This is a genomic window from Cohnella thailandensis, from assembly GCF_014212135.1.
Taxonomy (GTDB): Bacteria; Bacillota; Bacilli; order Paenibacillales; family Paenibacillaceae; genus Cohnella; species Cohnella thailandensis.
In genome coordinates this window covers 103,400-129,584 of the sequence record NZ_JACJVQ010000021.1, presented here as the reverse complement: position 1 = coordinate 129,584, position 26,185 = coordinate 103,400, and the positions used below count along the sequence as shown (strand labels likewise).

Sequence of the window (26,185 nt, the reverse complement as noted above, 5' to 3'; positions counted from 1 at the left end):
GGAGGATATTCGCCGGACTCGAACATCGGCTCGCAGCTAACGCCGACTCTCTGGGATCGAGGGGACCGGGGAACGTGTTCCCGTCATTGAATTTTAAGTAATGTTATACTCTTACCTAGGGCGGAAGTCAATGCTAAGATCATGCCAAAGTCGAAGAAGGAGGAATCCGGCTTGAGAAAATGGTTCATTGCGCTCTTTATTTTGATCCTCTTATTAGGGGGAGCGGGCGTTGGCGCCTATCTGTACGTTTCTCCCGGCCAGGAGCTGGACCTTGCGTACGAAGAGGTTCCGCTTAGGGATCGCGCGCTCGACATGGCGAAGCGCTTGTCGCCGGAGCTTGTCCTCACGGAAGAGGACGTCAATAATCTGGCCAAGTCGCAGCTGGCATCCAATCCATTTTATATGAAGAATGTGGAATTGACGGGCGTCAACTTTCGCCTGGCGAACGGCCGCTTGATCGCGGACGCGAATATAAAGGCATTCGGAAGGGTTCCCGTCGGCATGGAATTGACTTACGACGTGGTCTGGAACGATCCCAATCTGGTAGCGACGGTGACGGAAGCTCGGATCCGCGACATTAAGCTTCCGGCGGATTCGTTCAACGAGGTCGTCATTCCCTTGGGGGCGGAGCTCCCCAGTGCGTTGAAGGTGCAGGAGGTGCGGATCGGGGAAGACCGGGCGACGATCGAGTTTAAACTGCCCAGCCCTTCCGATCTGCGGAGTCTGTTTTAAGAATGGCCTCATTTTATCGATTTTGTCGGAAGATGGCCTTGCCATATAGGCCGGTGTAATCATTGCAACCTTTCTATGATTATTGTAAATTTTTTTATAGCATTCATTTACGAATCGGAAGGGTTGGGAATTGATGAAGCGATTGACGACGGCCGTGCTGGCCGCGGTTCTGCTGTTTTCCTCGGCGGAAGCCGCGGCGGCCGCAAGCGCTCCGAAGCCTATTCAAGTCACCTTGAACGGACAAGCTCTGAAGTTTGAAGTACAACCGACCAGCATCGACAGCACGACCTTCGTCGAGTTCCGATCGCTATTCGCGGCATTAGGCTACACGATCGATTACGCCGCGAAGACCAAAACGATTCGCGCCGTCTCGGACGAGCACGAGATCCAGATGTCTCTCGGCGGAGACGTCGCTTTCGTCGACGGCGCGTCGGTGCCGATAAACGGCCAGCTGGTCTCCCAAGGCGGGAGAACGCTTGTCGGCGTTCGCTTCATCGCGTCGCTCTCCGGCAAGGAAGTGACCTGGGATTCGGCGACCCGTACGGTCGTTATCGTGGATAATGGCCCGACAGCGGAGGAGAAGGAGGCGGTGCTTGCGTTCCTGGACCGCTCGGAGCAGGCGTTCAATACGGCAGAGCTCGATATCGATGCGATTCTCGCCCTGACCGCGGAGGATTCCCCGTTGCGGGAGGACCTGAAGAAGTCGCTCGAAGAAGAGAAGAACTCCTCTCTTCGGACGAAGACGACTTACCGGGAAGCCAGCATTGAGGAATATTCGGATGCCGAGGCCGTTCTCTATGCCGTGGAAGACAACGTGAAGGTAAGCGGAGACGAATACTACTTCGACAACACGGCGGGAATCGAGTTCGTCCTTCGTCCGAACTCCCAAGGCCAATGGCTTCTGTACGACATGTACTACGATTGGATCGACTATACGGACGACGAGACTTTGATCGACAAGACGGTGACGGTGCCGGATTCGGAGAGAGCGGCAATCGAAGCGGCGCTGGCCGCCCAGCTTAAGGCCATGAACGACGAGGACATCGAAGCCTATAGAGCGACCTTCGCCTCGGCGGAGGGACTGGAGAGCTACTTCGATGCGATCGAATCCGGTCTCGCCGAATACGATCAACGGTTCACGGCCGAGAAGACGTCGATCGTCTACTATAACGGAACGGACAAGGCGGTCGCCATTCGCTCCATTGTCGTGGAAGACCTGAAGGACGGCTTCAAGACCCGATTCCATCAGGGCAACTACCTCGTAAAGAAGGACGGCAAATGGCTGTTCGACGATTCCGAGTACGTTTACAACATCAAGGAGATCGAAGAGTGACCGCCCCCTAAGCAGCCCTCAAGAACCCCGTTCGGCCGAGATGGCCTGGCGGGGTTCTGTCCTTCTCTCCTCCCGAATAAGTTGAGGTAAGCTTCGCTTGATTCGATGGGGGGATAAGGAAATGGATAACGACAACGGGCATCGCTTCCCGGGCAACGGCCAACCATGGTGGAGCAAATATCCGCTGCTCAGGGAGGACATGGGCGAGCTTCCAGCCGGCAACGCGGCGAACGGGCTGCTGCGAGCGGCGGAACGGCATCCGAATTCCCCGGCTTACCGTCATGGCGGGAGAGCCTGCTCTTATGCCAAGCTGCTGCGCCGCAGTCTCCGTTACGCGAACGGGCTGAAGAGCATCGGGATCAAGCCCGGCGATCGGGTGGCGATTTATCTGCCTTCCGTTCCGGACGCGATCGCGGCTTATTACGGCGTTCTCCTTGCGGGAGCCGTTGCGGTGCCCTTCCATGAGAACTGCGGGCTTGAGGAAGCGATTCGCCGAACCGTCGAGACGGAAGCCGCGGCGGCGATAGTCGGCCGGAGCCTCGTTCCGGATCCGGAATCGTTTCGGGAAGCCGCGGCTGTGATTAAAGTCATAGTAATAGAAGAAAGAAGGGGGAGCTGGGCGCAAAAGGAAGCGGCGAGGTCGGTTTGGAGCAAATGGCGGACGGCGATGGCGAAGGGAGAAGGCGCTTGCGTGAACGGGCTGGCCTTCCTGCGAAGCTCGTCGCCGGAAGGCGCCGGCGAGGGGCGGGACGATGGGGAACCGGCCGTCATCCAATACACGAACGGAACGACGGGACAAGCCAAAGGGGCGATTCTCACCCATGGCGCCGTCGCGGCCGGGGCGGCCCAGCTTGCCTACTGGATCAAGGGAGTGAACGCGGAGCAAGAGCTTGACGTCCTGAATGCGCCCGTGCTTCATCCGGCCGGGCTGGCGGTCCTGAATGCGTCCGTCTACCGGGGAGGCTGCTTGACGATTTCCCCTTCCCCCATGCGGCCCTCGGGCAAGTATTGGTTGGCCGAGGCGGCTTCTCCGGCCCTTGCGTTGCCGCCGCGGTCAAGAGGGAGCGACGGGGCGCTTGGCTATCCGCTGCCTAGGGCGGAGGCGAGAATCGTCGGAGAGGATAGTTGGGACGACTTGCCGCCGGACACCGTCGGAGAATTGGCGGTGCGCGGACCGCAGACGGCGATCGGCTACTGGGCGCACGATCCGATTCCGGCCGAAGGCTGGATCCGTACCGGAGATCTGGCCAGAAGGGACGAAGAGGGATGCTTTTACAGGGCAGACCGCAAGCGGAACCGCTTAGCGACAGCGCAAGGGACTATGCTCCCGATCGAAGCGGAGTCCGCGCTATGCGGGCATCCCGCGGTTCTAAGAGCCTGCGTGATCGGAGTCGAAGAGGAGGGCGGCAGCGTTAGCGCCAGGGCGCTGGTCGTTCTTCGCGGCGACAGAACGGCGTCCGCCGCCCAACTCGATCGTTGGGTTCGGAATCGGTTAGGGCGGAAAGGGGTAACCATGCGGTATGAATTCGTCAAGGAGCTGCCTTCGACGCTGTGGGGGGAGGCACTGAAACGCGAGCTTCAGCCCCGTTTCTAAATGGTAATTTAATGGAATTTTAAGGTCTGCTTTCATTGTGAACGGCCCTCGTTTTTTGTATACTGGATACATGTCTAAAGCTAGCAAGACGTTTTTTTGAACCGTGAATAGTAAGCGTTTACATTTATAATGATAAGTAATCTTATCCGCGTGAGGGGTGAACTCGTTGCCTAGTCGTTCCGATATAGAAGGTATAGGGGGGATCGAATTGATGATAGCGCCCGTTGTCCGGAGATCGGCTTCCGGAGAACGGACGATGGCGACGAACGCACCGGATTTCGAAGCGGAGAAACCGGAACGAACCAAGAAGACGAAAGAGCTAAACAGGCGCAGTGGCAGATTCGTTGCACGTACTTTGGCGTTAGGGACTTCTTTGTGGTGTGCATTCGGGGCCGCGCCCGTTCAAGCGTCCGATAGATTGGCGACCTCTTCGGTGGTGGAAGCGGGAATCGGCACCTTGCCGCTTCTGGCTGCCATGGGATTGGGCATCCTCGTATCCGTCGGAGCGGTTATCGCGTTCTTGCAAATGACGGCCAAATCGAAAGGGATCCCCGAGGATCACGAGGAGGCGGAGGAGGACTCCGCCGAATAGTCGAATCGAACCGAGATACGACTAATCCTTCCGGGGACGAATCAGAGGGGCCTTGTTCAACATAGGATAGAGTATCACCCGGAGGAGCCGCCGCGCTGCCGCGGCGATCCGCCAGGAGAGCGGCGAAGTTCCGCCCTAGTATGGTTTTGCTTTTAACCTAAGCCGAAAACTGGTATAATGGGGAGTAGCAGGGTTAAAATTGTCGACAACTGGAGAGTGGACCGCTTTAGCAAAACTTGCGGGTTTTATTCCGCTGGGAGGGAATCGCATGGCAGCCAAACGAAGCCACAACGAGGTTCAAGAAAGTCTACGAGAACTGACGAGAATTTTCCGGCCCAAGGACCCGCGCAAGTTTGTGAAAGATTACATCCGCAAATATAGAATTACAGGCGGATATGAGGATGAGTTGACTCTGCTCGTTGAACGAGAACTGGTTAAATTAAATTCCCCTGCTTCCTAAGAAGAGAGGATAAATTTAAGATCGATCAGCCCCTTAAGGGGCGTCGATCTTTTTTATTTGGGTATCCTATGCTCGGGAAGCGGGGTCGGAATTTCCTTGCCCAGACTGAATACATACTTGACGAGCGTGTTGAAATCGTCGGTCAGCCCGGCGGTGTCTTGCCCTTTCCATGAAGCTCGGGCGAACAGGAGCAGCTGGTTGACGTATTCCCGGTTGGCCGAAATATAGATGTCTTGGATCCCCGGCTGTTTTTTGCGAATCGCGTTCCCGATCGTTTGCCTTAATTCCGAGGATAAGTCGGAGACGTCCTTATGGCTGAAGTAGGAATTGTACGGGGTGACCATCTCCCTGTAAACCGGAGTTTTGCCGCCCGTATCGATGTTATAGACCCCTTCGGTCGTTCCCGTGTTGTCTTGCTCTCTGGTAGCCGCGCCGCCGTGGGATTTCGTCCCGGTCGCCGTCCAATCGGTCATGATGCCGACATAGGCGTTTTTGTCCGTGAGAATGACGATGGCCGAATTCACGCCGGGAAGAGCCCGGACGTCATAGGACAATTGGGAGCTGTATTTGAAGGATTTGTTGTCGTGAGAGGGGCTGCGCGCGGACAAAGTGCCGAATGATTGGATGCGGGCAACCTTGGGATCGTTGGGGCTGCGGCTGGAATAATCGTGGGCGCTCTTCTGGAACTTGGCGGTGTAGGTGTTGCATGCCGAGAGACCGAATGCCAAGCTCAATCCGCAAGCCATGAGAAGAAGCTGCCGTAAGGTCGGTTGACGGGCAATCAAGATCCATTCCTCCTTGTTCCTGCTGTTAAGGGTAGGATAACCTGAAGGGGAATTCGTATGCTCGAAGTCGCGTACATAAAACAAGGGCGGTTTGGTAAAAGCTGATGAAGAGGCTCGAGGCTCCGGCAGCGTGACGAATTGGGAATGTGTGCGTTTGCACGAAGGCGATTGCGGCGGCGCCGCATGGTCCTTTAGGAGTGCGGAGGCGTTGAGCCGCAAGGATTTTGACAGTTATAAGAACAATTTGTGAACTGTTCTGTGAACATTGACAAACTGTAGGGCCAAACTCTATATTATTTGATTAGGAACGTGTGTTTTTTAAGGTTTGTTTAAGGTTCGTGTAAGGTTCGTGCATGAGTCACCACATGGATTGCATTCGCCACGACATGCAGCAGCAATCTATGAAAACGTCGAGATGGGGTTGAATTGAATGAATCGGTGGCGTGTAATGAAGCGGTTACTACCGATGCTGGCGGGGATGGCGCTTCTCCTGTCGGCATGCGGGGGCAGAGAGGATCTGTCGGCATTAAAGCCGCAAGGGCCGGTAGCCCAAGGCCAATTTGATCTGATGGTGTTATCGATCAGTATCATGGCGCTTGTTGTCGTCGTCGTATTCGGTATTTGCCTATACGTGCTGATCAAGTTCCGTCGCCGGAAGGGCGACAACTCGATTCCGAAGCAAGTCGAGGGCAACCACAAGCTTGAGATTATCTGGACCGTAATTCCGATCGTCCTCCTTCTTATCCTTGGCGTGCCGACCATCGACAAGGTCTTCGGCTACGCGAAGGACTATTCTCATGACAAGGATGCCGTACAGGTCGTCGTGACTTCTCATCAGTATTGGTGGGAGTTCGAGTATCCCGAGTACGGAATCACGACGGCTCAGGATCTGATCGTCCCGACGGGCAAGAAGATTCAATTCAAGCTCGCGTCGGCCGACGTTAAGCATTCCTTCTGGATTCCTTCCATCGGAGGCAAGATCGATACGAATACGGGAGTCGAGAACAAGCTGTATCTGGAATTCCCGAAGGAAGGCGTGTATCGGGGCAAGTGCGCCGAGCTCTGCGGACCTTCCCACAGCTTGATGGACTTTAAGGCCAAAGCGGTTGACCAAGCATCGTTCGATCGCTGGGTAGCGGCGATGAAGAATCCGGGCCAGCTTCCGGAAGACGCCGCGATCAAGGAAGCGTTCGAGAGCAAGTGCCTCAGCTGCCACGCTGTCGGCGAACAGAATTCCGGCGCCGGCGCGCCTAACCTGACGGGAATCGGCGGCCGCGAAACGATCGGCGGCATTCTGTACAACGACGAGCGTTCGGCGGAAGAGAACCTGAAGGAATGGATCGAAGAGCCGCAAAGCGTTAAACCGGGCGCAACGATGCCTTCTGCCAAGGATCTGGATCTGTCGCAGGAAGAGCTCGACGGAATCGCCAAGTACTTGGCCAACTATAAGCTTGATTACTAATTCTGCTCGGAATGAAGGGGGTTCGTTGCTTTGACTGCACATGCACATGCACATGCGCATCCGGTCAAGCGATATCGCGGCTTGATGGATTGGCTGACAACCGTCGACCATAAGAAAATCGGGATTTTATACTTAATCGCTGGAGCCTTATTCTTCTTGGTCGGCGGACTTGAAGCGGTTCTGATCCGGATCCAGCTCATTAAACCGATGAATAATTTCGTCGGCGCGGATACATTCAACGAATTGCTTACGATGCACGGCACGACGATGATCTTCCTTGCGGCGATGCCGATGCTGTTCGCGATGATGAACGCGGTTATTCCGCTTCAGATCGGCGCGCGCGACGTAGCGTTCCCGTTCTTGAACGCTCTCGGCTTCTGGACCTTCTTCTTCGGCGGCTTGCTGCTGAATATCAGTTGGTTCGCCGGCAACGTGCCGGACGCGGGCTGGACGTCTTACGTTCCGCTGGCAGGCCCGACCTATAACGCGGGGCATGGCGTAGACTACTACGTGCTCGGCCTGCAGATCGCCGGTATCGGTACGCTGCTCGGCGGTATCAACTTCATGGCAACGATCATTAACATGCGCGCTCCGGGCATGTCTTTCATGAGAATGCCGATGTTCACCTGGGCGATCTTCATTACGTCCGCCCTGATCGTCTTCGCATTCCCCGTACTGACGGTAGGTCTTGTCGCCCTGATGTTCGACCGCCTGTTCCAAGCGAACTTCTTCGAGACGACGAGCGGCGGCAGCACCGTCCTGTGGGAGCACGTGTTCTGGGTGTTCGGTCACCCCGAAGTATACATCCTGATCCTGCCGGCGTTCGGGATTATCTCCGAAGTCGTCAGCACGTTCTCCCGCAAGCGCCTGTTCGGGTACAGCTCGATGGTATTCGCGACGATTCTGATCGCGTTCCTCGGCTTCATGGTTTGGGCTCACCACATGTTCACGACGGGCTTGGGTCCGGTAGCGAACGGCCTGTTCTCCATCGCGACGATGCTGATCGCGGTTCCTACGGGCGTCAAGATCTTTAACTGGCTGTTCACCCTGTGGGGCGGCTCCATCAAGTTCACGACCGCAGCGCTGTTCGGGATCGGATTCATTCCGACGTTCACGATGGGCGGCGTAACCGGGGTTATGCTCGCGGCGGCTCCGGCCGACTACCAATATCATGATACTTACTTCGTCGTGGCGCACTTCCACTACGTAATCGTCGGCGGACTTATTAACGGGATCTTCGCCGGCCTGTTCTACTGGTGGCCGAAGATGTTCGGACGCACGCTCAACGAGACGCTGGGCAAGTGGTTCTTCTGGACGTTCTACATCGGCTTCCATCTGACCTTCTTCGTGCAGCACTTCCTCGGTCTGATCGGGATGCCTCGCCGGGTATGGACGTACCTCCCGAACCAAGGCTTCGACACGATGAACGTGGTCAGTACGATCGGCGCCTTCCTGATGGGAATCGGCACGATCCTGCTTCTTATCAACGTCGTTATCACGTCCTTCAAGAAGAAGGATGCGGCGAACGATCCGTGGGAAGACGGCCGCTCGCTCGAATGGTCCATTCCTTCTCCTCCTCCGGAATACAACTTCAAGCAGATCCCGCTCGTACGCGGATACGATGCTTGGTGGAAGGAGAAGATGGAGGGCAAGAAGGAGATGACTCCTTCCGAGCCGGTAGGTCCGATCCATATGCCTTCCCCGTCGATTCTGCCGTTCGTCATGAGCGTAGGACTCTTTATCGCCGGCTTCGGCTTCATGTATGACAAGCTGTACCTGGCTATCGGCGGCATCGCCGTCACCTTGATCTGCATGCTGCTTCGCTCGGTATTCGACGATCATGGCTTCCACATCAGCGAAGAAGAACAAGAGAAAGGGGTGCACGCATGAGCGCACACGATCTGAACGGCGCATTGCCGCATGAGCCTGAGAAGGCGACGCTGGAAGGCCGCAATAAGATTCTGGGCTTCTGGCTGTTCCTCGGCGCGGAGACGGTCCTCTTCGGCACCTTGTTCTCGTCCTATCTGGCTCTTCGCCACAATATCGGCGACGGCCCTCCCGCAAGCGAATTGTTCAAGCTTCCGACCGTATTCGCGGCGACGATGATCCTGCTGACGTCGAGCTTGATGAGCGTGTTCGCGGTGCAAGCCTTGCACCAGAAGAAAGTCAAGCCGATGATCGGCTGGCTGGTGGCCACGATCGTGCTCGGTCTCGGATTCCTGGGACTGGAAATTTACGAGTTCACGGAATATATCCATGAAGGGCACAAGATGCCGACCAGCGCGTTCAGCTCCTCCTTCTATACGCTCGTCGGCTTCCACGGCGCTCACGTCGCCTTCGGGGTTCTGTGGATCGGGCTTCTGATCCTTCAGATCATGAAGAAGGGCCTGACCGTCGTTACGGCCCCCAAGATTTACGTGTCGGCTATCTACTGGCACTTCATCGACGTGGTATGGGTATTCATCTTCACCGTTGTTTACCTGATGGGAAAGGTGGGTTAACCGGATGTCGAGCAACCAATCTACTCATGAAGAGACAAGACGTCATCGCGAAGAAGGACCCAAGAAACACATCGTTGCCTTTGTCCTGTCGCTTGTCCTGACGCTCATCGCGTTCGCGGCCGTTGCCTCCGGGGAGATCAACACCACGTTCACCTACGTCATCCTCGTAGGAATGGCGATCGTTCAAGTGTTCGTGCAGCTGTCGTTCTGGATGCACATGAAGGACAGAGGACATCTGTTCCCGATACTCGGGATCGTCTTCGGTGCCGTTGTCGTCTTCACGATGGTCATTATGGCCGAATATTGGGTATGGTGGTAGGTTATACCGGATAAACTGCAGAGAGGCGGGCGATGTTCCCGCCTCTTTTTTTGCGGAGCTTGGCCGCTGAGGTATAATGGCTTAGAAGCCGTTAAACCGGCATAATCGCAATTAAGAAGCAAGAAGGGTGAGCTAGAATGGACAGCTTGAAGTATTTCTCGTTCGGAGACGTGTGGAGCCCCTATTTTCTAATCTTCATGCTTGCTGTCGCAACGTTGTATTCGTTTGTCGTAGGGCCATGGAGAACGAGGTTCGCCGGGGCGGAAGCCGTCTCCATCGGAAGACAAGCAAGCTTCTATCTGGCTCTGCTTCTCCTATATATCGTTCATGGCGGACCGCTTAGTCTTCTAGGCCATCTGATGTTCTCGTATCATATGACGGACATGGCGATCTCCTACGTCCTGGTGCCGCCGATGCTGCTCTATGGAATACCGGCATGGCTGTGGCGTTCTATCTTGGGACGGTCCGTTCTTAAGCCATTTCGTTTCCTTGGCAATCCGCTCGTGGGTTTGTTCCTGTTCAATCTGTTGTTCTCGTTCTATCATCTGCCGAACATCCATGACTGGATAATGGTTCATTACTTCATTCACGCCCTGTATTATATCGTCCTGCTGTTGACCGCCATGCTCAACTGGTGGCACATTCAGTGTCCCGTTCCGGAATGGTCACGCGTTTCTCCGCTTCTCCGTCTAGGCTATATCTTCTTGAACGGCTTGCTCCTCACCCCCGCGTGCGTGCTCATTATCTTCGCCGGAGAGCCGCTGTTCGGCGTCTATAGCGATCCGAACGTATGGGCGCAGGCCATGCAATATTGCGTATCCGGCGACACGGCAGAGCTCTTGGCCAAGTTCGAGGGCCCTTCCTTCTTCGGTACCCTGAGCGCGAGGGAGGATCAGCAGCTCGGGGGAATTATCATGAAGCTGATCCAAGAGTTCATCAATATCTGGGCGCTATACACCGTATTCATGCAATGGTTCCGAAGAGAGCGCAAGGATGAGGAGGACACGGCTCCCGAATCCGCCGCGACGGCGCGTTTGAACAATGTGTGACGTCCTCGAGAAAGATTTGAAGAGACAAGCGGGGCAAGTTACAATGTTATCAGCTTAATCATTGTTCATTGGAGCAGGTGAATCGCTAAATGACTTGGTACGAGATTTTCCCTACGATCAGTACTAGTTTTATCGCGCTCAGCGCCATTCTGGTCGCAATCGGCTGGCGTCTGATTATTCTCCGCAAGAGAGAAGCGCATGAGAAGACGATGATCGCGGCCGCGGTCGCGGCCGTCCTGTTCTTCCTTATGTATACGTCTCGTACCATCTTCGTCGGCAATACGAATTGGGGCGGTCCGGAGAGCCTGGAGACGATCTATCGGATCTTCCTGGTCTTCCACATCGTCTTGGCGATGGTAGCCGCCGTATTCGGCATCTCGACGCTCGTGCTGGCATTCAAGAAGAGCTTCGCCAAGCATCGCAAGCTCGGACGCGTGACGGCGGTAACCTGGTTCGTGACCGCGATTACGGGAGTGACGGTATACGTGCTGTTGTATCTCATGTATCCGGGCGGACATACGAAGCCTGTGATCGACGCGATATTCGGTTAATTGCAGGAAAACAAACCCGCCGGCTCTGCGCCTTCCTAAGGATTAGCGCAGAGCCGGCGGGTTTTGTTATTGGGGGTATGAATGTAGATCGGCTAAGAGCTCTTCTTCAGGAAGCGCAGGACATCCTCCTCGGAGATCGGCCGGCTGATATAATATCCCTGGATCTCGTCGCATCCGTAGGAGGCCAGGTAGGCTAGCTGCTCCTCGGATTCCACTCCCTCGGCGACGACCCGGAGGTTCAGGTTATGGGCGAGGGTGATGATGGTCGAGACGATCGAGCGGTCATTCGTCTCCGATAGCAGCTCGCGGACGAACGATTGGTCGATCTTCAAGCAATCGACCGGGAAGTTCTTCAGGTAGCTCAGAGAGCTGTAACCGGTGCCGAAATCGTCGATCGAGATGCTGACTCCCAATTGCTTGAGCTCCCTTAAGGTGGAGAAAGAACGCTCGACGTCCAGAGTCATCGATTCGGTAATCTCGAGCTCCAGATGAGACGGATCCATTCCGGTCTCGAGCAGAGTCCGTTTGATGAAGGGGACTAACCCTTTGTTCAGGAACTGACGTCCGGAGAGATTTACCGCGATTCGGATCGGCGGCAGCCCCTGCCGCTGCCATTCGCGGCTTTGACGGCAAGCGGTTCGAAGCACCCAATCCCCGATCTGCACGATCACCCCCGTCTCTTCGGCCAGAGGGATGAAGTCGGACGGCGGGATAATCCCTTTTTTGCCATGCTTCCAACGCAATAGAGCTTCTACGCCGGCAACCTCTCCGGTAGCCGCATGGATCTGAGGCTGATAGACCAAGTAGAACTCTTCCCTCTCGAGCGCCTTGCGCAGATCCGTCTCCAGAAGAACGGATTCGCGAAGGGTGCTGTTCATGTTGGGGAGGTAGAAACGAATCGTATTTTTGCCTTCATCCTTGGCGGAGTAGAGAGCCGCTTCGGCGTTCTTCATCAGGCTGACGGGAGTCTCTCCATCGGACGGATACATGGAGATTCCGATGCTTGTCGTCAGATGGATCTCCATCTCGCCGAAGAAGAGGGGCCGGGAGATGTCCGACAGGAGATGGCCGGCCGTGAGCAGCAAGCTGTCGCGGGAGAGACCGGCGCGGAACAGAATCGCGAACTCGTCCCCTCCGAGCCGGGCAATAAGAGCCTTGTCGGCCACGCACTCCCGAATGCGATTCGCCACTGTCTGCAGAAGATGGTCCCCTACGTTATGGCCAAGGGAATCGTTGACGTTCTTGAAACGGTCCAGGTCGAGGAACATGACCGCGAAGGGCTGCCGCTCTCTCTCCGCTTCCGAGATGGCGACTTGAAGGCTCTTCTCGAACAGGCCGCGCCCGGGAAGGCCGCTTAGCGTATCGTATTGTTCTCCCGATGAACGACCCGAGAAGGGAAGCAGAAGAATGCTGATGAGAGCAATCGACGCGATCAATCCGATTACGATGCCAAGGGTTCCGGCCGTAAACGGATCGGCCGGTTCTCCGGCAGCAAGCGATCCCTTCGGGTAGGACGATTGAATCAACCCTAGAACCGGCAAGCATAACGCGGCGCCTCCGATCAGGAGCGCGGCGGCTATTCTCTTGAAAGTCGACGCGGAAGAAGACAGGGATGCCAGGACTCGAATCGCGATAGCGGACAGCAAGAACGAGAGGATGGCGGATAAGGCTATCCACCGCTCCTCGTAGGTGAGCCGAGCATCCCTTGGAAGGGTGGCAAGCATGGCGAAACCCACGGAGCAGAAGCCGGCCCCCAAAAGGAGGGCGGAGGGAAGAAGGGAGATCCATCTCGCGTTCGATCGGATGCGGAAGAGAAGCGCCGCGAGACCGGTTGCCGCCGATAGGATCAGGGATAGGATGAGCATAGAGACGCTGCGGGACGCCACAGGCAATTCCATGGCCAGCAAGGCGAAGAAGGCAGCAAGCCAGATGCCGATTCCCAGAAGGGCGGATACGCCCAAGAGAGGCATGGCTCGCAGGGCCCTTCTCGGTGCCGAAGCCCTATCGATCAGAGCAAAGGCATAATAAGAGAAGGCAGCCGCGACTAAATAAGATAGCAGGAAGTAGATTACAGGATGCATTGGAGCCATCTCAGCCATATTGTCACCTATACCGGATTGGATTACAAAATTCTACAAAATATTCGGTATTGATATTGTAACTTTATTGGCGAAATTTTCATAGTCCAATAGTCCGGTATTCTTGTTAAATGAAGGGGAATGCGACTAGCGGCAACCATTTTATGGGGACGGCGACTGCATTCCGTTGCGGAACGGGTTCAAGAACGCCCTCGGAATCGGGCTCTCGAACCGCATCACTTCTTTGGTGACGGGATGCTCGAAGGCGAGGACGAAGGCATGCAGCCCCAGTCGTCCGATCTCCTTCGATTTGGACCGATACTTTTTGTCGCCGACGATGGGATGCCCGATGTCCTGCATATGGACCCGAATCTGATTTTTGCGGCCGGTCTCGAGCCGAACCTCAAGCAGAGTGAACTGCTTGTTCGATTGCAATCGCTTGTAATGGGTCACCGCATGCTGTCCGTCTCCCGGATAAGGACTGGAGTACATCTTGAGCGTCTTGCTCTCCTTCAGCCAAGAGGTGACCGTTCCTTCCGCCTTCTTGACCTCCCCTTCTACCAGGGCGATATAGCTGCGTTCCTTGACGGCGTCCTGCCAACGGTTCTGAAGCTCCTGCTGCACCGCTTCCGACTTCGCGAACATCATGATGCCGGACGTATCGCGGTCCAGCCGATGCACGATAAACACCCGGTTAGCGGGATTCTCCTGCCGGACATGGTCCATGAGCTGCCGATAAGCGGTCAGCTCCTTCTCTTGCTCCGTCGCGATCGACAGCAAGCCGGCCTCCTTGTTCGCGATGATCAGATGATCGTCCTCGTATACGATCGTCAGGCCGACAAGACGCGGAGGCGCCTCGATTCTCTCCTTGCTGACCGTTACCGTCTGTCCGGGCCGAAGGGAATAATTGTAGGCGGTCTCCGCCCTTCCGTCGACGGAGATCTGGCCTCGCGCCAGCATCGACTTGATCGAGTTTCTCCCTTGTCCTCCAATCGTCGAGATCAGAAAAGGAAGGAGCTCGGCCGCCTCTTGGACCGTGTAGGATTTTGCCGGCGCGGGGGTACGCTTCGCGGTGCCCGATCTCGGTTTGCTTGATTTCTTATTCATGGTGTATTAGAACCTCCTGCCATCTGGTGCGGCCTCGTTATGCTGATTATAGGACAAGGGGGGAGAGAATGGAAATGCCCTTTTCCACCCTAAGCTTTCAGCGCCGTTCTTTTACGGCTTGCTGAATGCGCCAGGAGCAGGACGAGCGGGAGGAGCACGGCATTCGTCAGGTCCCAGAACGGCCAGTATTTGAACAGCACGTCGGTATAGAAAGCGAAGTTGGGGGTGATCAAATAGGTCAGCCCGAACTGAAGCAGGACGAACGGCCCGATGAATCTTCGGTAGCTCCGCAGCTTGAAGGTCTCGGCGATTCCGAGCAGAAACGCATAGCTGTGAATGCTCGTCTTGAAGAACGTAGATAGCACCCAGACGAAAGCCACGACCGCCTCCACCCGCTGCAGGAAGCTTCCGATATTGATTTTTTTGGCCAGGGCATAGGTGGGATAGACTTGATTGGAAGTGAGGTACGAGCCGAGCACCATCAGGGAGAAGAGGATGACGGTAAACATGATCAGCCCTCCGATGGAAGCGGCGAGAAGGATGTCTCTCTTCGTGCTGCGGCTCCTGGCGACATAGGGGAAGACCATCAGCAAGGAGACGAGCTCCGCGAACGGATAAACGAGCACGTAAAGGGAGCCGTGCAGAATCGGCGAGACTCCTTCGCTCAGCATCGGCTTTAAGTTGTCCGGCGTAAGAAGCGGGGTCAGGCAGATCAACAGCGCAAGCAGCAGGAGAATAAACCAGGGGAAAAAGAGCTCGCTCGTACGGACGATGGCTTCCAGTCCGCCGGCCAGTCCCCAAGCGATAACGAGGAGTATGAGAAGATGCACGGCCCGAAGCGGCGTCTCGGGCATGATCTGGATCGTAAAGAAATCGCCTAATTCCCGGATGAGCCCCGTGGAGACGAAGAAGAAGTAAATGGAGTAGTACAGCGAGACGAAGCCGCCCGCCCGCTTGCCGAGCAAGCCTCGCGCGTATTCCGCCAGGTTCGATTGCGGATATCGGCCGGCCAATGCCATCCACAGCCAGAGCATCGGAAGGGCGAGAAGGCAGCCCGCGATAGCGGAGATCCAAGCATCCTGGCTGGCGGCGCGAGCGGTTAGGGAGGGGAGAATCAGGATGGAGTCCCCGACGGTCATGAAGATGATCAGAATGGCCAGCTGCCGGCTGCCGATTCTTCCTTTCTCCAGCGCATTCTTCATCCTTTCCACCCCATTGCGGAGAACAGCCAATCGGCAAAGGGCTTGTACGCGGCGACGACAAGGCGAAGTGGAGACGGAAAAGGAAGGAGAAGGGCCGCGAAGGTGCTGAAGACAATGCCTCCAAGCGTCAGGAGGGAATATACCGCGGCGTCGCGAAGCTCTCTCCTGCGAAGCATGGCTGGCAGCGTCAGGAAGATCATAACGCCCGCAATGAGCAGGATGACCAAGAACCCGATCATGGTTTGTCACTCCTTAACGTCTTTATAGAACGGATCGAAGACCGTTCCGACCTTCAGAATCTGAATGTCGGCCTTATAGTCGATTTGAAGAGTCTGAAAGCGCCGATCCCAATCCTTTTGGATTTTTTTCCAATAACCCGGATGTTCGTGATAAAAAACATGACCGAATCCGAAGATGTCGACGCGGTACTCTCGCGCTCTCTTTACGGCAGATTCCATCAGCTCGATTCTATGCTTCTCCAGAGACCGCTCCAGTTTCTTGATGTTGGCCGGCACGGAGGTCGGGTACTTGCAGAGGACCTCTCCGAGGTTGACCTGGCTGTTCATCTTTACTTCGATGACGGGCTCTCCGTCTAGGAGCTTGGACTTCACCTTCGTCTTGGAATGAACGTTCTCGAACGCGATTCGTCCTTCCGATTCGCAGGGGATGGATGTCACCGTGCTCCGAACCCGGTCCCGGATATAGTTGTAGCCGATGCTCTCCTCCTCGTTGAGATAGCCGACAAGCCTATCTTTGCGGAAAACCGCAAGCCCGTTCGTCCGGATAAAGGTGTCGGCGGAGATCCGGCTGACGTTCCGCGGGTTCTCTCCTTCCTTCTGGTCGCCGACGACTTCGATGGAGGTCAGAACGGGATCGATGCCCGTGCCTACGATTTCGTCGATAAAGCGGTCCAGCGTAACCGTCGCGGAGGGAGCCCAAGCTCGAGAGGAGGTGAGCAGGGCATCGTACATTTTGTAAGCCGGGATATTCGAGAGGGGGGTGAACACCTTCAAAATGCTCTCGGCCGTCGCGTGCTTGGCGACGAATAGAAAGAAATCGGTCCGCATCTCCGAGTCCCGCGACAGGAAATCCAGCGCCTTGCCCACCCCCTCCCGAGCCAGCGCTTCTCCGAGGATGAGAACCCGGATATGGGAAATGTAGATTTTGCGCGGGCTCACCTCCGTCATTTTGCGCAGCGCTTCGAAGAGCGTATCGGCCTCGCTGCGGAAAAGCACCACCGGCGAATGACCGGGAGAAGCCGGGCGCGACACGGAGACTTGGCCGGGGTCGACGACCTGCACGGATACCCGGTACGACGACTCCGTCTTGTCGATCCCGAGCCCAAGCACGATTCCCAGAGTGTCGAGCTCCCTTCGATTCCAGCAGCCCGTTAGGGACAATAGCAGCGCCAGGCATAGGGCCAGAAGCCCCAGCTGTCTTATTAACCGAACGGGGGAAAGGGATAGAAGCCCGGCGATCGTCACGATGGCTCATGTCTCCCTTCTCTGGTTGTTGTCGCTGGCGACCAAGCGCGGACGGAGCTTCATCAAGGACCATGGGGCTCGAAACAGGGTATCCTTCTGATCCGACAGGATGATCGGAGACAACGGGGACATATACGGAACGCCGAAAGAACGCAAGCCGCTCAGATGAAGAGCGAGCCCGATCAGCCCGATGACGACGCCGAGCAAACCGAAGGAGGCCGCCAGGATCATAAAGAGGAACCGGAGCATTCTCGCGGACATGGACATGCTTCCCGCCGGAATGACATAGCTGGCGATCGCGGTAATGGAGACGATGATAACCATTGCCGCGGAGACGATCCCGGCTTGCACGGCGGCCTGTCCGATGACGAGAGTTCCGACGATGGAGACGGCTTGGCCGACCGTTCGCGGCATGCGGATCCCGGCCTCCCGCAGAATCTCGTAGGTGACCTCCATGGCCATCGCCTCGATGACGGCGGGGAAGGGGACTCCCTCCCGCTGCGCGGCCAGGTTGATCAGGAGGTTGGTCGGCAGCATCTCCTGATGGAAGGTCGAGATGGCTACGTATAGGGCGGGCGCTAGCGTCGTTATGAAGAAGGACAAATACCGGATGAACCGAATCAGCGTGCTGATGTCGAAGCGCTGCGAATAGTCCTCGGCGGCCTGGAAGAATTCGACGAACAGGGCCGGGACCAGGAGGACGAAGGGAGTGCCGTTCACCAGAATGGCGACCTTGCCTTCGAGAATGCCGCCCGCGATCGTGTCCGGCCGTTCGGAATTGAACACGGTCGGAAAAGGGGTATAGGTCCGATCCTGAATGAGTTCTTCGACGTAGCCTCCCTCCAGGATTCCGTCGATGTCGATCTCGGCCAGCCGACGATGAACCTCGGCCACGATTTCGTCCTTCGCGATTCCCTTCAGATAGACGACGGCCAGGGCCGTTTTGGTGACTCGGCCGACTTGGAGCCTATCGAAGCGGAGGCGAGTATCCCTTATCTTGCGTCTTAGCAGCGACATGCCGGTCTCGATATTTTCGTTGAACGCATCCATCGAGCCGCGCGTGACGGATTGGGATACCGGCTCGGAGACGGCCCGTTCTTCGAATCCGATCACTCCGATCCGCAGGGCCGTCGGGCTTCCGTCGACCAAGAGGATCGCATTGCCGGACAGGAGATAGAAGAAGAGGGTATTCCAATCATCGAGCGGGCGGACATCTCCGGCGGCGAGGACGCGATCGGACAGGTAACGGACGAACGGCTCCGGCTCCAGCTTGGAGAGTTCTCCGGCGCTGTCGGCGTTCGGCAGGTCCAACAACGCGGAGATGACGGTGTGATAAAGGAGCAAGGAGTCGGTAATGCCTTCAATATAAGCGACGGCGCAGCGCGCGCCGGTCGATAGGATCATCTCGCGAACGATCAGATCGGAGCTGTCGCCCAGAGTCGTTCGGATGAACTTGAGCTGGTCTTGCAGCGTTCCTTTGATCGGCTGATTGTCTGTTGCGGGATCGGTGCCGGAAGCGGCAGTCATGCCATATTCCCTCCTTCGCGAGAAACGCCCCAAAGAATGGAAACCATTTCTTAATATGGTCGTATAAGGGGTGTAATATGAGCGAAGGGGGATTTTTTAACTAAACTTTACTTCGCGGCCAGTGAAGTTGGGTTATGATGGAAAGGATGCGTCACTAGCTTAAAGGAGGAGAAGCATGAATCGGTTAGTCGTGAACCAAGTCGTCAAGCATTTCGGCGATCGTACGGCCGTGAACGGCCTGCGCCTCGAAGTCGGCGAAGGGGAGATCTACGGCTTGCTCGGCGCCAACGGAGCGGGCAAGACCACGACCATGAGAATGGTACTCGGGTTAATCATGCCGGATGCGGGGGAAATCACGTATTTGGGCAAGCCATACAGCAAGGAGCTGCTCCCCTTGATGGGGTACTTGCCGGAGGAACGCGGCATGTACCCGAAGATCAAGGTGAGCGAGCAGGTCGTCTACCTCGGCCAGCTGCGCGGGATGTCCCGCAAGGACGCCGATCGCAGCCTTAAATACTGGTTGGATCGTTTCGATATTCCCGAGCACTACGACAAGAAGATGGAAGAGCTGTCGAAGGGGAACCAGCAGAAGGTTCAATTCATCGCGGCCGTTATTCATAGCCCCAAGATTCTCGTATTGGACGAAGCGTTCAGCGGGTTGGACCCGGTCAACGTGGAGCTGCTTAAATCTACCGTGAAGGAGCTCAGGGACGGGGGGACGAGCATCCTGTTCTCGACCCACCGGATGGAGCACGTGGAAGAGCTGTGCCGGAACATTACGATCATGCACAAATCCCGTCCCGTCCTTCAAGGTCCCGTGAAGGAGATCAAGAAGAAATTCCCGATGGAGCGGGTCATGCTGTCCGCCGAGCATCCGGTCGAAGGCCTGGACAAGCTTCCGGGAGTATCCTCGCTTGTCAAGCACGAGCATGGATACGAGATGAAGATCAGCAAGCCGGAGGTTGCCCAGAACATTCTGCAGCATGCGCTGGCGCAAGGACCGATTCGCCGTTTCGAGCTCATGGAACCGAGCCTGAACGAGATTTTTATCCGAACGGTAGGTGAACGCCATGAATAACTTATGGACCGTGACGGCTTTTACGATGAGAACCAAGCTTCGCGGGAAGTCGTTCCTGACCATGACGATTCTGATCTCCTTGCTTCTGGTCGTCGGCTCGAATCTTCCTTATCTGATCGACAAGATGGCCAAGGGAGGCGGCGCGGTTAAGGTAGGCTACGCCCAAGGGGAGCAGGCGGAGGTCATGACGGCTCTCTCCGGCGTCCTGGCTTCGCTTCCGGAACCGAAGATCGAGCTCGTTCCCGTGGAGACGCCCAAAGGGGAAACCGAGCGCTCCGAGGCGATGAAGCAAGCGATCGAGGATAAAACGATCAAGGGGTACCTGGAATTCGAATCGGCGCAAGGCGGCAGCTTCCCGAGCGTCACGTACCTGTCCAAGAAGACGCTGTCGGAGGACGCTTCCCAACAGCTTCAAGCGGCGCTTCAGACGGTTAAGACCGACGCCGCCGTCAAGGACGCCAACCTGACGCAGGAGCAGCTCGCGAAGCTGTCGGAGCCGGTCGCGTTCGATTCCATCCGCTTGGACGAGCTGGACGGCAGCGGCAAGACGCAGGAGGAGAAGGATACGGCGCTTCTGCTTACGTACGTCATTCTCATCCTGCTATTCATGTCCGTTATGGTCTCCGGGCAGATGATCGCTTCCGAGATCACCTCGGAGAAAAGCTCGCGCGTCATGGAGATTCTCGTAACGAGCGTGGCGCCGTTGCAGCAGCTGTTCGGGAGGGTGCTCGGCACGTTCGTCGTCGCGGTTCTCCAGCTTATCGTGTTCGTCGCGGTAACCGTCGGCAACCTGTCGCTTCCTCATAACAAGGACAGCTTCGCTTCGCTCGGCATCGACTTCGGCAACGTGGATCCGCTCATGCTGATCTTCGCGGTCTTGCTCTATCTGGCAGGGTTCTTCCTGTACGCGATGCTGTTCGCGGCCATCGGCTCCATCGTGAGCCGTACGGAGGATCTCGGCCAAGCGGTCATGCCGATCACGATGATCACGCTCGCCGGCTTCTACATCGCGATCTTCGGCATGAACAGCCCGGAGAGCAGCTTTATCACCATCTGCTCTTATATTCCGTTCTTCTCTCCGTTCCTGTTGTTCCTGCGCATCGGCCTCGCCGATCCCGCCTGGTGGGAGATCGCGCTGTCCGTCGGCATCCTGCTCGCCAGCATCCTCGCCATCGGCTGGCTCGCGGCGAAGATCTACCGGACCGGCGTGCTCCTGTACGGCAAGCGTCCGTCGATCGCGGAGCTTAGGAAGGCCATGAAGGCTTATAAGGTGTGAGAATAAAAAACCTCGTAACCATGCGGGACCAGTATTGGCTGTTAGCCTTGCCATTACTGGTCTTTTTTTTTGTTGGAAACGAAAGGGAATCCGAGACGACTCAAATGATGGCACGTCATCCGATTTAAATATCTGGAGCCGTGCTTTTGTCGCAAAGATAGGCATGGCTCGGTGGAAACAGGATACCGGGGGTTCAATCGTTGATATAATAAAATAGCGCTTGCATTTTTTTCGAAGCGTGAGTATGATAAATACAGATTCGTACACCGTATACGAAGAATGGTGCAACACGAGAGGAAGGATGACCCCTTGAGCTCCATTAGTAAGATCGAGCATGAAGATCTTGACCAGCTTACCTATAAGACTTTAAAAAAAATGATTCTCGACGGACAGCTGAAGCAGGGAGAGAAGATTGTCCAAGATACTCTCGCCAATCTTCTGGGCGTAAGCAGAACGCCGCTTCGCCGGGCCATCTCGCAACTGATTCAGGAACGTCTTATCGAGAACAACGGACGGGGAACGTTCGTCAAGCAGCATACCCAGGAAGAAATCATCGCGGCGTTTGAGATCCGCGCCGTACTGGAAGGGTTAGCCAGCCGCTTATGCGTACGATACATGACGGATGCGGACATCCGTGGCCTGGAGGAATTATTCAAGAAAGCCATGGCCGAAATTACGGACGAGGACTGGTCAGCCTATCGCGAAGCCGACAGGGAATTCCACAATCGGATTTCCAAGCACGCCAAGAGCGAGATGTTATCCGGCATTCTCGATCAGTTTCAAGTCTTGGGCATCACGTATTTAAAAGGCCTAACACGTCCGCCTCAAGAAACGATTGTCGATCACTTGAATATTATCCAAGCACTTAAGAATAGGTCGGAGGACGAAGCGGAACGCGCGGCTATCGCGCATATTCGCAAATCCATCGAAGCCATGAAATCCATTGCCAATTAACTGTCGCCACCTCGTTATCCAATGACCGCCTTATGAACAACAGCTAGAGTATCTGGAAAAACGACGAGGACTGACGGTTTTCTTTTTGACTTTCTTCGTATACGGTGTACGGAATACCAAAGTCGTATAGAGCTGTAGCCCAACGGCGCGGGCAAGCGCCGCCAACGACAGTTGATCGCATTCCTATGCTTTCAATAATCATGATCAGGGGAGGCCAAGAAAGATGGTTACTAAGAAGATTCAAGCCGCATTCATCTTGATTTTCGCTTTTGGGTTTATTTTGTCGGGGTGCGGAGGTAACGGTCAGAAAAATGAAAGCGCTTCTAGCGGTGCGTCCGAAGGTTCAACCAAAAGCGTAAAAATTCGGTTTGCCCACACTTGGGGCGGGACAGACGGCAAAACGGGCGTATTCAAAGAGAAGCTGGAAGCCTTCCGGGCAGCGCATCCGGAGATCAATCTGGTCGACGAATTCTCGCCGGGCGATGAACTGAAGACCAAACTGAAAGTAGACATGGCAAGCGGCAATACGCCGGACGTCTTCTTGTATTGGGCGGGAGAATCCTATATGCGTCCGCTTGTCGATGGAGACGTGGCTCTGAATATGGCAGACTACTTCGCGGCCAGCCAGTCGGTCAAGAAAGAGCAGTGGTCGGATGGGGCGTGGAGCGATACGGCCATTGATGGCGAGGCCTATCTCATCCCGATCGAAACCTCCAAATCGTTCTTGATGTACAACAAAGAAATTTTCGATAAATACCAATTGCAGCCGCCGACCACCTATGAGGAATTCAAGGAAGTCTCGAAGAAGCTCCGCGAGAACGGGATCATTCCGCTGTCGATGGGAAGCAAGGGCTCCAACCCCGGCCATTGGTTCTTCTCCGCGATCGCAACGCAATTCGCCGGCGGGGTAGAGGACGGGGAGAAGCTGAGCACGGAGTACAAGTTCGATACCGAAGCCTTTACGAAAGCGGCAGAAATCATCAGTGAGATGAAAGCGCTTAAGGCGTTCCCGGACGATACGGTAGCGAGCGGAGACTGGGCGCCATCCGTCGTGCCTTATAACGAAGGCAAGGCAGCCATGCTGTTCACCTTGCCGTGGACGTTAAGCATGTTAAACAAAGACATCACCGCCAAATCGGAATTGATTCCGATGATCCGAATGGACGGAGCGGAGAAAGACCCTGCAACGTATACGATTGGCGGCTACACCATGAGTCTTGTCATCAACAAAAAATCGTTCGAAGATCCGGATAAAAAGGCGGCGATCGTTGCCTTCGCCGATTCCTTGCTTTCCGATGAGATGTTTGCCGCATTTGCGGGCACGGGCATGATGCCGGCCAAGACGTTAGAAGCGAATCTCGATACTTTAGATCCGTTCGCGGCCAAAGTCTTTGAATTCACGGCTCCTTTTAACGTCCTGCCGTTTACGAAGTCCAAACTTCCAGGCGCCAAGTCCACCGAAGTATTCAACCGCTCCATGGATGAATTGTTTGCCGGCGTCATCAAGCCCGAACAGTTCATTGCCAAAGTCAATGAAGCCGTAGCCGGAGAGAAACCATAATCGGCATGAGACAGGGGAGGGACTCCGTGTCCCTCCTTCCGAGACCAAACAAATAAAGGTGATGGCATGAAACAGAATAGAGGCTTATTCTCCGTACTCTTCTTAGCGCCCGCATCGCTGCTTTTTCTCCTGTTCTTCATCGTTCCGGTGTTCTTCTCCGTCTACTACAGCATGACGGAATGGGATGCGGTATCGAAGCCGGAATTTAGCGCCTTCTCTAACTTCGCAAGCTTATGGCGGGACGCGGATTATTGGACGTCCATGAGGAATACGTTGTGGCTGGTCGTGATGACCCTAACGATCAAAATTCCCGTAGCACTCATTCTCGCTTATCTATTGCTTCGGGTCAAACGCGGCTTTAAATTTTTTCGAACGGTGTACTTCCTTCCTGTCGTCATCGCGCCGATGGCAATCGGTCTTATGTTTTCGTTAATTTATTCGGAGTCCGGAATGCTTAATCAAACGTTGGATTTGTTCGGTCTTTCTTTCCTCCAACAAAATTGGCTGTCCGATCCGGATATCGTTCTATTCGCGGTATCCGCTCCTCAAGTCTGGCAGAACATCGGCCTGTTCTTCGTCATCTTCCTCGCCGCCTTGCAGGGCATTCCGAACGAAACGTTCGAGAGCGCCGAGATCGACGGGGCCTCTTCTACTCGGACGTTCTTCAGCATTGCGGTCCCCATGCTATGGGATGTCATGCAGGTCGTCATTATCCTTGGCGTAACAGGCGCGCTCAAAATGTTCGACCACGCTTGGGCCATCACGCAAGGCGGACCGGGAGTCTCCTCGGCCTTCGCCTCCGTGTATATGTTCATGAAGGGATTCGGCTCGTACGAATTCGGTTATGCCAGCGCGATCTCCGTGACGATTGCCGGCTACGCTCTCGCGTTCACGATTGTGTTCAAGAAATTCTTCTCTGGCAAGGACTCGCTGGAGTATTGAAAGGAGGATAACGGTGCTTCGATCCAAGAGAACGCTCCAATCGCTCAAATACGTTCTGCTTGCCTTATACAGCGTGACGACGATATTCCCGTTCCTATGGGTGTTCCTCAGTTCCTTTAAGACGAATTCCGAAATCTACAGCAGCCCTTTCGCGCTTCCGAAGACGTGGCAGTTCGAGAACTACTCCAAAGCATGGACGAGCGGCAATATCGGGACGAACTTCTTCAACAGCTTCTACATCACGATCGTCTCGGTCGCCCTCATCTTGTTATTCGGCGCGATGGCCTCCTACATTCTGGCGCGCGTCTACCCGAGTCTGGCGCTGTATACCTTCTTCGGACTGGGGATCATGATTCCCGGACAGACCATCCTGATTCCCACTTTCTCTATCTTGAAGGAGCTTCATTTGGTCAATAACCACACGGGATTAATTCTCATGTATGTGGTGAGCAGCTTATCCTTAACGATCTTCGTCCTGGTCTCCTTCATGAAGACGCTCCCGAAGGAGCTGGAAGAGGCGGCGATCGTAGACGGGGCAGGCCGCTATCGCACCTTCTTCTCCATCATTCTACCGTTGTCCACGCCGGGACTCGCCACGGTCGGCATTCTGGCCGTATTAAGCGTCTGGAATGAATACCTGTTCGCTTACGTATTGATCTCGGATCCGGTCCTTAAGACGTTGACGCAAGGTATTTATGGAATGAAGGGCGAGTATATGACGGATTACGGGCCGATGACGGCCGGTTTGGCCATCACGATGATCCCGGTCGTTATTCTCTATATTATTTTCCAGAACAAAGTGGTTGCGGGCATGACGGCCGGCGCCGTGAAAGGATAAGAAAGGAGAGCTCCCCATGCTTCCCATCATTGATACCCATACCCACCTCGGAACCTCCAAGTTCTCCGGCGTTACGACGACCGAGTCGGACCTGCTCGAATCGATGGAGCGAAACGGAGTAGGGACCAGTCTGGTGATGCCTCAGCCCACTCTGGAGAACATCCGGGACGTTCATGCGAAGATCGCCGAGCTTACTTTGAAGCACCCGGGACGATTCTACGGCATTGCAAGCTTGGATCCTTGGATAGATGAGGAGCCATACGTAGAAGAACTGGAGATGTGCGTCAACGAACTGGGATTCGTTGCTGTGAAGCTTCACCCGATGGGCCATAATATTTCCCCTTTGTCCGATCGATGCACCAAGATCTATGAATCGGCGCGCAGGCTTCGCATTCCCATTATTGTTCATACCGGTTTGGGGACGCCCTTCTCCTTGCCGTCTTTATTAATCGAGCCTGCGCGCAAGTTTCCGGATGTCACCTTTATCGTTGCGCATGCCGGATTCGCGATCTACACCGACGAGGCCGTTGTCGCAGCGAAAGCTTGCGAGAATTTGATACTTGAGCCTTCCTGGTGTCAAACCTATACGATTCAGAAAATGATCAATGCCATCGGTCATCAGCGATTGATCATGGGATCGGATCATGTAACGAATTTGCCCGTCGAACTGACGAAGTATCGTTCTATCGGACTATCGGAATCCCAACTCGACGACATCTTCCACCATAATGCCAAGCGTATTTTTAATATCCAATCTTAA

General features: G+C 55.4%; 25 protein-coding genes. 18 read left to right on the top strand and 7 right to left on the bottom strand.

All coding sequences use genetic code 11. The annotated features are described in order from the left end of the window. The first annotated feature begins 171 nt into the window (after window positions 1-171). The 5 genes from H7B67_RS24705 (at window position 172) to H7B67_RS24685 (ending at window position 4,711) form a co-directional block, all read left to right on the top strand. Entirely contained in the window at window positions 172-732 is a 561-nt protein-coding gene (locus tag H7B67_RS24705; protein ID WP_185122548.1) for a hypothetical protein, read from the top strand. A gap of 133 nt (window positions 733-865) precedes the next feature. After that, window positions 866-2,065, top strand: a complete 1,200-nt coding sequence (locus tag H7B67_RS24700; RefSeq protein ID WP_245364020.1) for a copper amine oxidase N-terminal domain-containing protein — start codon at window positions 866-868, stop codon at window positions 2,063-2,065. 121 nt (window positions 2,066-2,186) lie between these two features. After that, the gene (locus H7B67_RS24695) at window positions 2,187-3,659 is read left to right on the top strand and encodes an AMP-binding protein (RefSeq protein WP_185122546.1); all 1,473 of its coding nucleotides are present in this window, start codon (window positions 2,187-2,189) and stop codon (window positions 3,657-3,659) included. A gap of 256 nt (window positions 3,660-3,915) precedes the next feature. Next, window positions 3,916-4,251: a hypothetical protein gene (locus H7B67_RS24690; protein ID WP_185122545.1), complete on the top strand. Its 336-nt coding sequence runs from the start codon at window positions 3,916-3,918 to the stop codon at window positions 4,249-4,251. A gap of 268 nt (window positions 4,252-4,519) precedes the next feature. After that, window positions 4,520-4,711 (top strand): hypothetical protein, encoded by a 192-nt coding sequence (locus H7B67_RS24685; RefSeq protein ID WP_126959616.1) that lies wholly within the window; start codon window positions 4,520-4,522, stop codon window positions 4,709-4,711. Window positions 4,712-4,764: 53 nt separating this feature from the next. Here H7B67_RS24685 and H7B67_RS24680 read toward each other — a convergent pair whose 3' ends face one another. Further along, window positions 4,765-5,496 (bottom strand): hypothetical protein, encoded by a 732-nt coding sequence (locus tag H7B67_RS24680; protein ID WP_185122544.1) that lies wholly within the window; start codon window positions 5,494-5,496, stop codon window positions 4,765-4,767. 448 nt (window positions 5,497-5,944) lie between these two features. On the opposite strand from H7B67_RS24680, the gene coxB reads away from it, so the two are divergent. The 6 genes from coxB (at window position 5,945) to H7B67_RS24650 (ending at window position 11,378) form a co-directional block, all read left to right on the top strand. Next, window positions 5,945-6,958, top strand: a complete 1,014-nt coding sequence (gene coxB / locus H7B67_RS24675; RefSeq protein WP_185122543.1) for a cytochrome c oxidase subunit II — start codon at window positions 5,945-5,947, stop codon at window positions 6,956-6,958. An 84-nt stretch (window positions 6,959-7,042) separates the two neighbouring features. Next, the gene (gene ctaD, locus H7B67_RS24670; RefSeq protein ID WP_185122649.1) at window positions 7,043-8,848 is read left to right on the top strand and encodes a cytochrome c oxidase subunit I; all 1,806 of its coding nucleotides are present in this window, start codon (window positions 7,043-7,045) and stop codon (window positions 8,846-8,848) included. Then, window positions 8,845-9,459, top strand: a complete 615-nt coding sequence (locus H7B67_RS24665; RefSeq protein WP_185122542.1) for a cytochrome (ubi)quinol oxidase subunit III — start codon at window positions 8,845-8,847, stop codon at window positions 9,457-9,459. Before ctaD ends, H7B67_RS24665 begins: the two co-directional genes overlap by 4 nt. A gap of 4 nt (window positions 9,460-9,463) precedes the next feature. Further along, window positions 9,464-9,778 (top strand): cytochrome o ubiquinol oxidase subunit IV, encoded by a 315-nt coding sequence (locus H7B67_RS24660; protein ID WP_185122541.1) that lies wholly within the window; start codon window positions 9,464-9,466, stop codon window positions 9,776-9,778. Between the two features lie 137 nt (window positions 9,779-9,915). Next, window positions 9,916-10,827 carry a cytochrome c oxidase assembly factor CtaG gene (ctaG, locus tag H7B67_RS24655; protein ID WP_185122540.1) on the top strand — a complete coding sequence of 304 codons (912 nt, stop codon included), beginning with the start codon at window positions 9,916-9,918 and terminating at the stop codon, window positions 10,825-10,827. A gap of 89 nt (window positions 10,828-10,916) precedes the next feature. Further along, complete coding sequence (locus tag H7B67_RS24650; protein ID WP_185122539.1) at window positions 10,917-11,378, top strand: DUF420 domain-containing protein; 462 nt, start codon at window positions 10,917-10,919, stop codon at window positions 11,376-11,378. Window positions 11,379-11,470: 92 nt separating this feature from the next. Here H7B67_RS24650 and H7B67_RS24645 read toward each other — a convergent pair whose 3' ends face one another. The 6 genes from H7B67_RS24645 to H7B67_RS24620 all read right to left on the bottom strand — a co-directional run bounded on the left by H7B67_RS24645 (window position 11,471) and on the right by H7B67_RS24620 (window position 18,776). Next, complete coding sequence (locus H7B67_RS24645) at window positions 11,471-13,348, bottom strand: putative bifunctional diguanylate cyclase/phosphodiesterase (RefSeq protein ID WP_185122538.1); 1,878 nt, start codon at window positions 13,346-13,348, stop codon at window positions 11,471-11,473. A gap of 270 nt (window positions 13,349-13,618) precedes the next feature. Next, complete coding sequence (locus H7B67_RS24640) at window positions 13,619-14,563, bottom strand: RluA family pseudouridine synthase (protein WP_185122537.1); 945 nt, start codon at window positions 14,561-14,563, stop codon at window positions 13,619-13,621. 89 nt (window positions 14,564-14,652) lie between these two features. Next, window positions 14,653-15,765, bottom strand: coding sequence for a GerAB/ArcD/ProY family transporter (locus tag H7B67_RS24635; RefSeq protein ID WP_185122536.1), 1,113 nt, complete (start codon window positions 15,763-15,765; stop codon window positions 14,653-14,655). Continuing rightward, complete coding sequence (locus H7B67_RS24630) at window positions 15,762-16,004, bottom strand: hypothetical protein (RefSeq protein WP_185122535.1); 243 nt, start codon at window positions 16,002-16,004, stop codon at window positions 15,762-15,764. The genes H7B67_RS24635 and H7B67_RS24630 overlap by 4 nt, the downstream gene beginning before the upstream one ends. Window positions 16,005-16,010: 6 nt before the next feature. Beyond that, entirely contained in the window at window positions 16,011-17,249 is a 1,239-nt protein-coding gene (locus tag H7B67_RS24625; protein ID WP_185122534.1) for a Ger(x)C family spore germination protein, read from the bottom strand. A 6-nt stretch (window positions 17,250-17,255) separates the two neighbouring features. Continuing rightward, entirely contained in the window at window positions 17,256-18,776 is a 1,521-nt protein-coding gene (locus H7B67_RS24620; protein WP_185122533.1) for a spore germination protein, read from the bottom strand. A 175-nt stretch (window positions 18,777-18,951) separates the two neighbouring features. Here H7B67_RS24620 and H7B67_RS24615 point away from each other — a divergent pair, with 175 nt between their 5' ends. From H7B67_RS24615 to H7B67_RS24585, 7 genes are all read left to right on the top strand, one after another. Further along, window positions 18,952-19,854, top strand: a complete 903-nt coding sequence (locus H7B67_RS24615; protein WP_185122532.1) for an ABC transporter ATP-binding protein — start codon at window positions 18,952-18,954, stop codon at window positions 19,852-19,854. After that, window positions 19,847-21,130 (top strand): ABC transporter permease, encoded by a 1,284-nt coding sequence (locus tag H7B67_RS24610; RefSeq protein ID WP_185122531.1) that lies wholly within the window; start codon window positions 19,847-19,849, stop codon window positions 21,128-21,130. Before H7B67_RS24615 ends, H7B67_RS24610 begins: the two co-directional genes overlap by 8 nt. 309 nt (window positions 21,131-21,439) lie before the next feature. Then, window positions 21,440-22,084, top strand: coding sequence for a GntR family transcriptional regulator (locus tag H7B67_RS24605; RefSeq protein WP_185122530.1), 645 nt, complete (start codon window positions 21,440-21,442; stop codon window positions 22,082-22,084). Between the two features lie 223 nt (window positions 22,085-22,307). Continuing rightward, window positions 22,308-23,645: an ABC transporter substrate-binding protein gene (locus tag H7B67_RS24600; RefSeq protein ID WP_185122529.1), complete on the top strand. Its 1,338-nt coding sequence runs from the start codon at window positions 22,308-22,310 to the stop codon at window positions 23,643-23,645. Window positions 23,646-23,711: 66 nt separating this feature from the next. Next, window positions 23,712-24,587, top strand: coding sequence for a carbohydrate ABC transporter permease (locus tag H7B67_RS24595; RefSeq protein ID WP_185122528.1), 876 nt, complete (start codon window positions 23,712-23,714; stop codon window positions 24,585-24,587). Between the two features lie 13 nt (window positions 24,588-24,600). After that, a complete protein-coding gene (locus H7B67_RS31000; RefSeq protein ID WP_209649218.1) occupies window positions 24,601-25,425 on the top strand; it encodes a carbohydrate ABC transporter permease in 825 nt (274 codons plus the stop codon). A 16-nt stretch (window positions 25,426-25,441) separates the two neighbouring features. Beyond that, a complete protein-coding gene (locus H7B67_RS24585; protein ID WP_185122527.1) occupies window positions 25,442-26,185 on the top strand; it encodes an amidohydrolase family protein in 744 nt (247 codons plus the stop codon).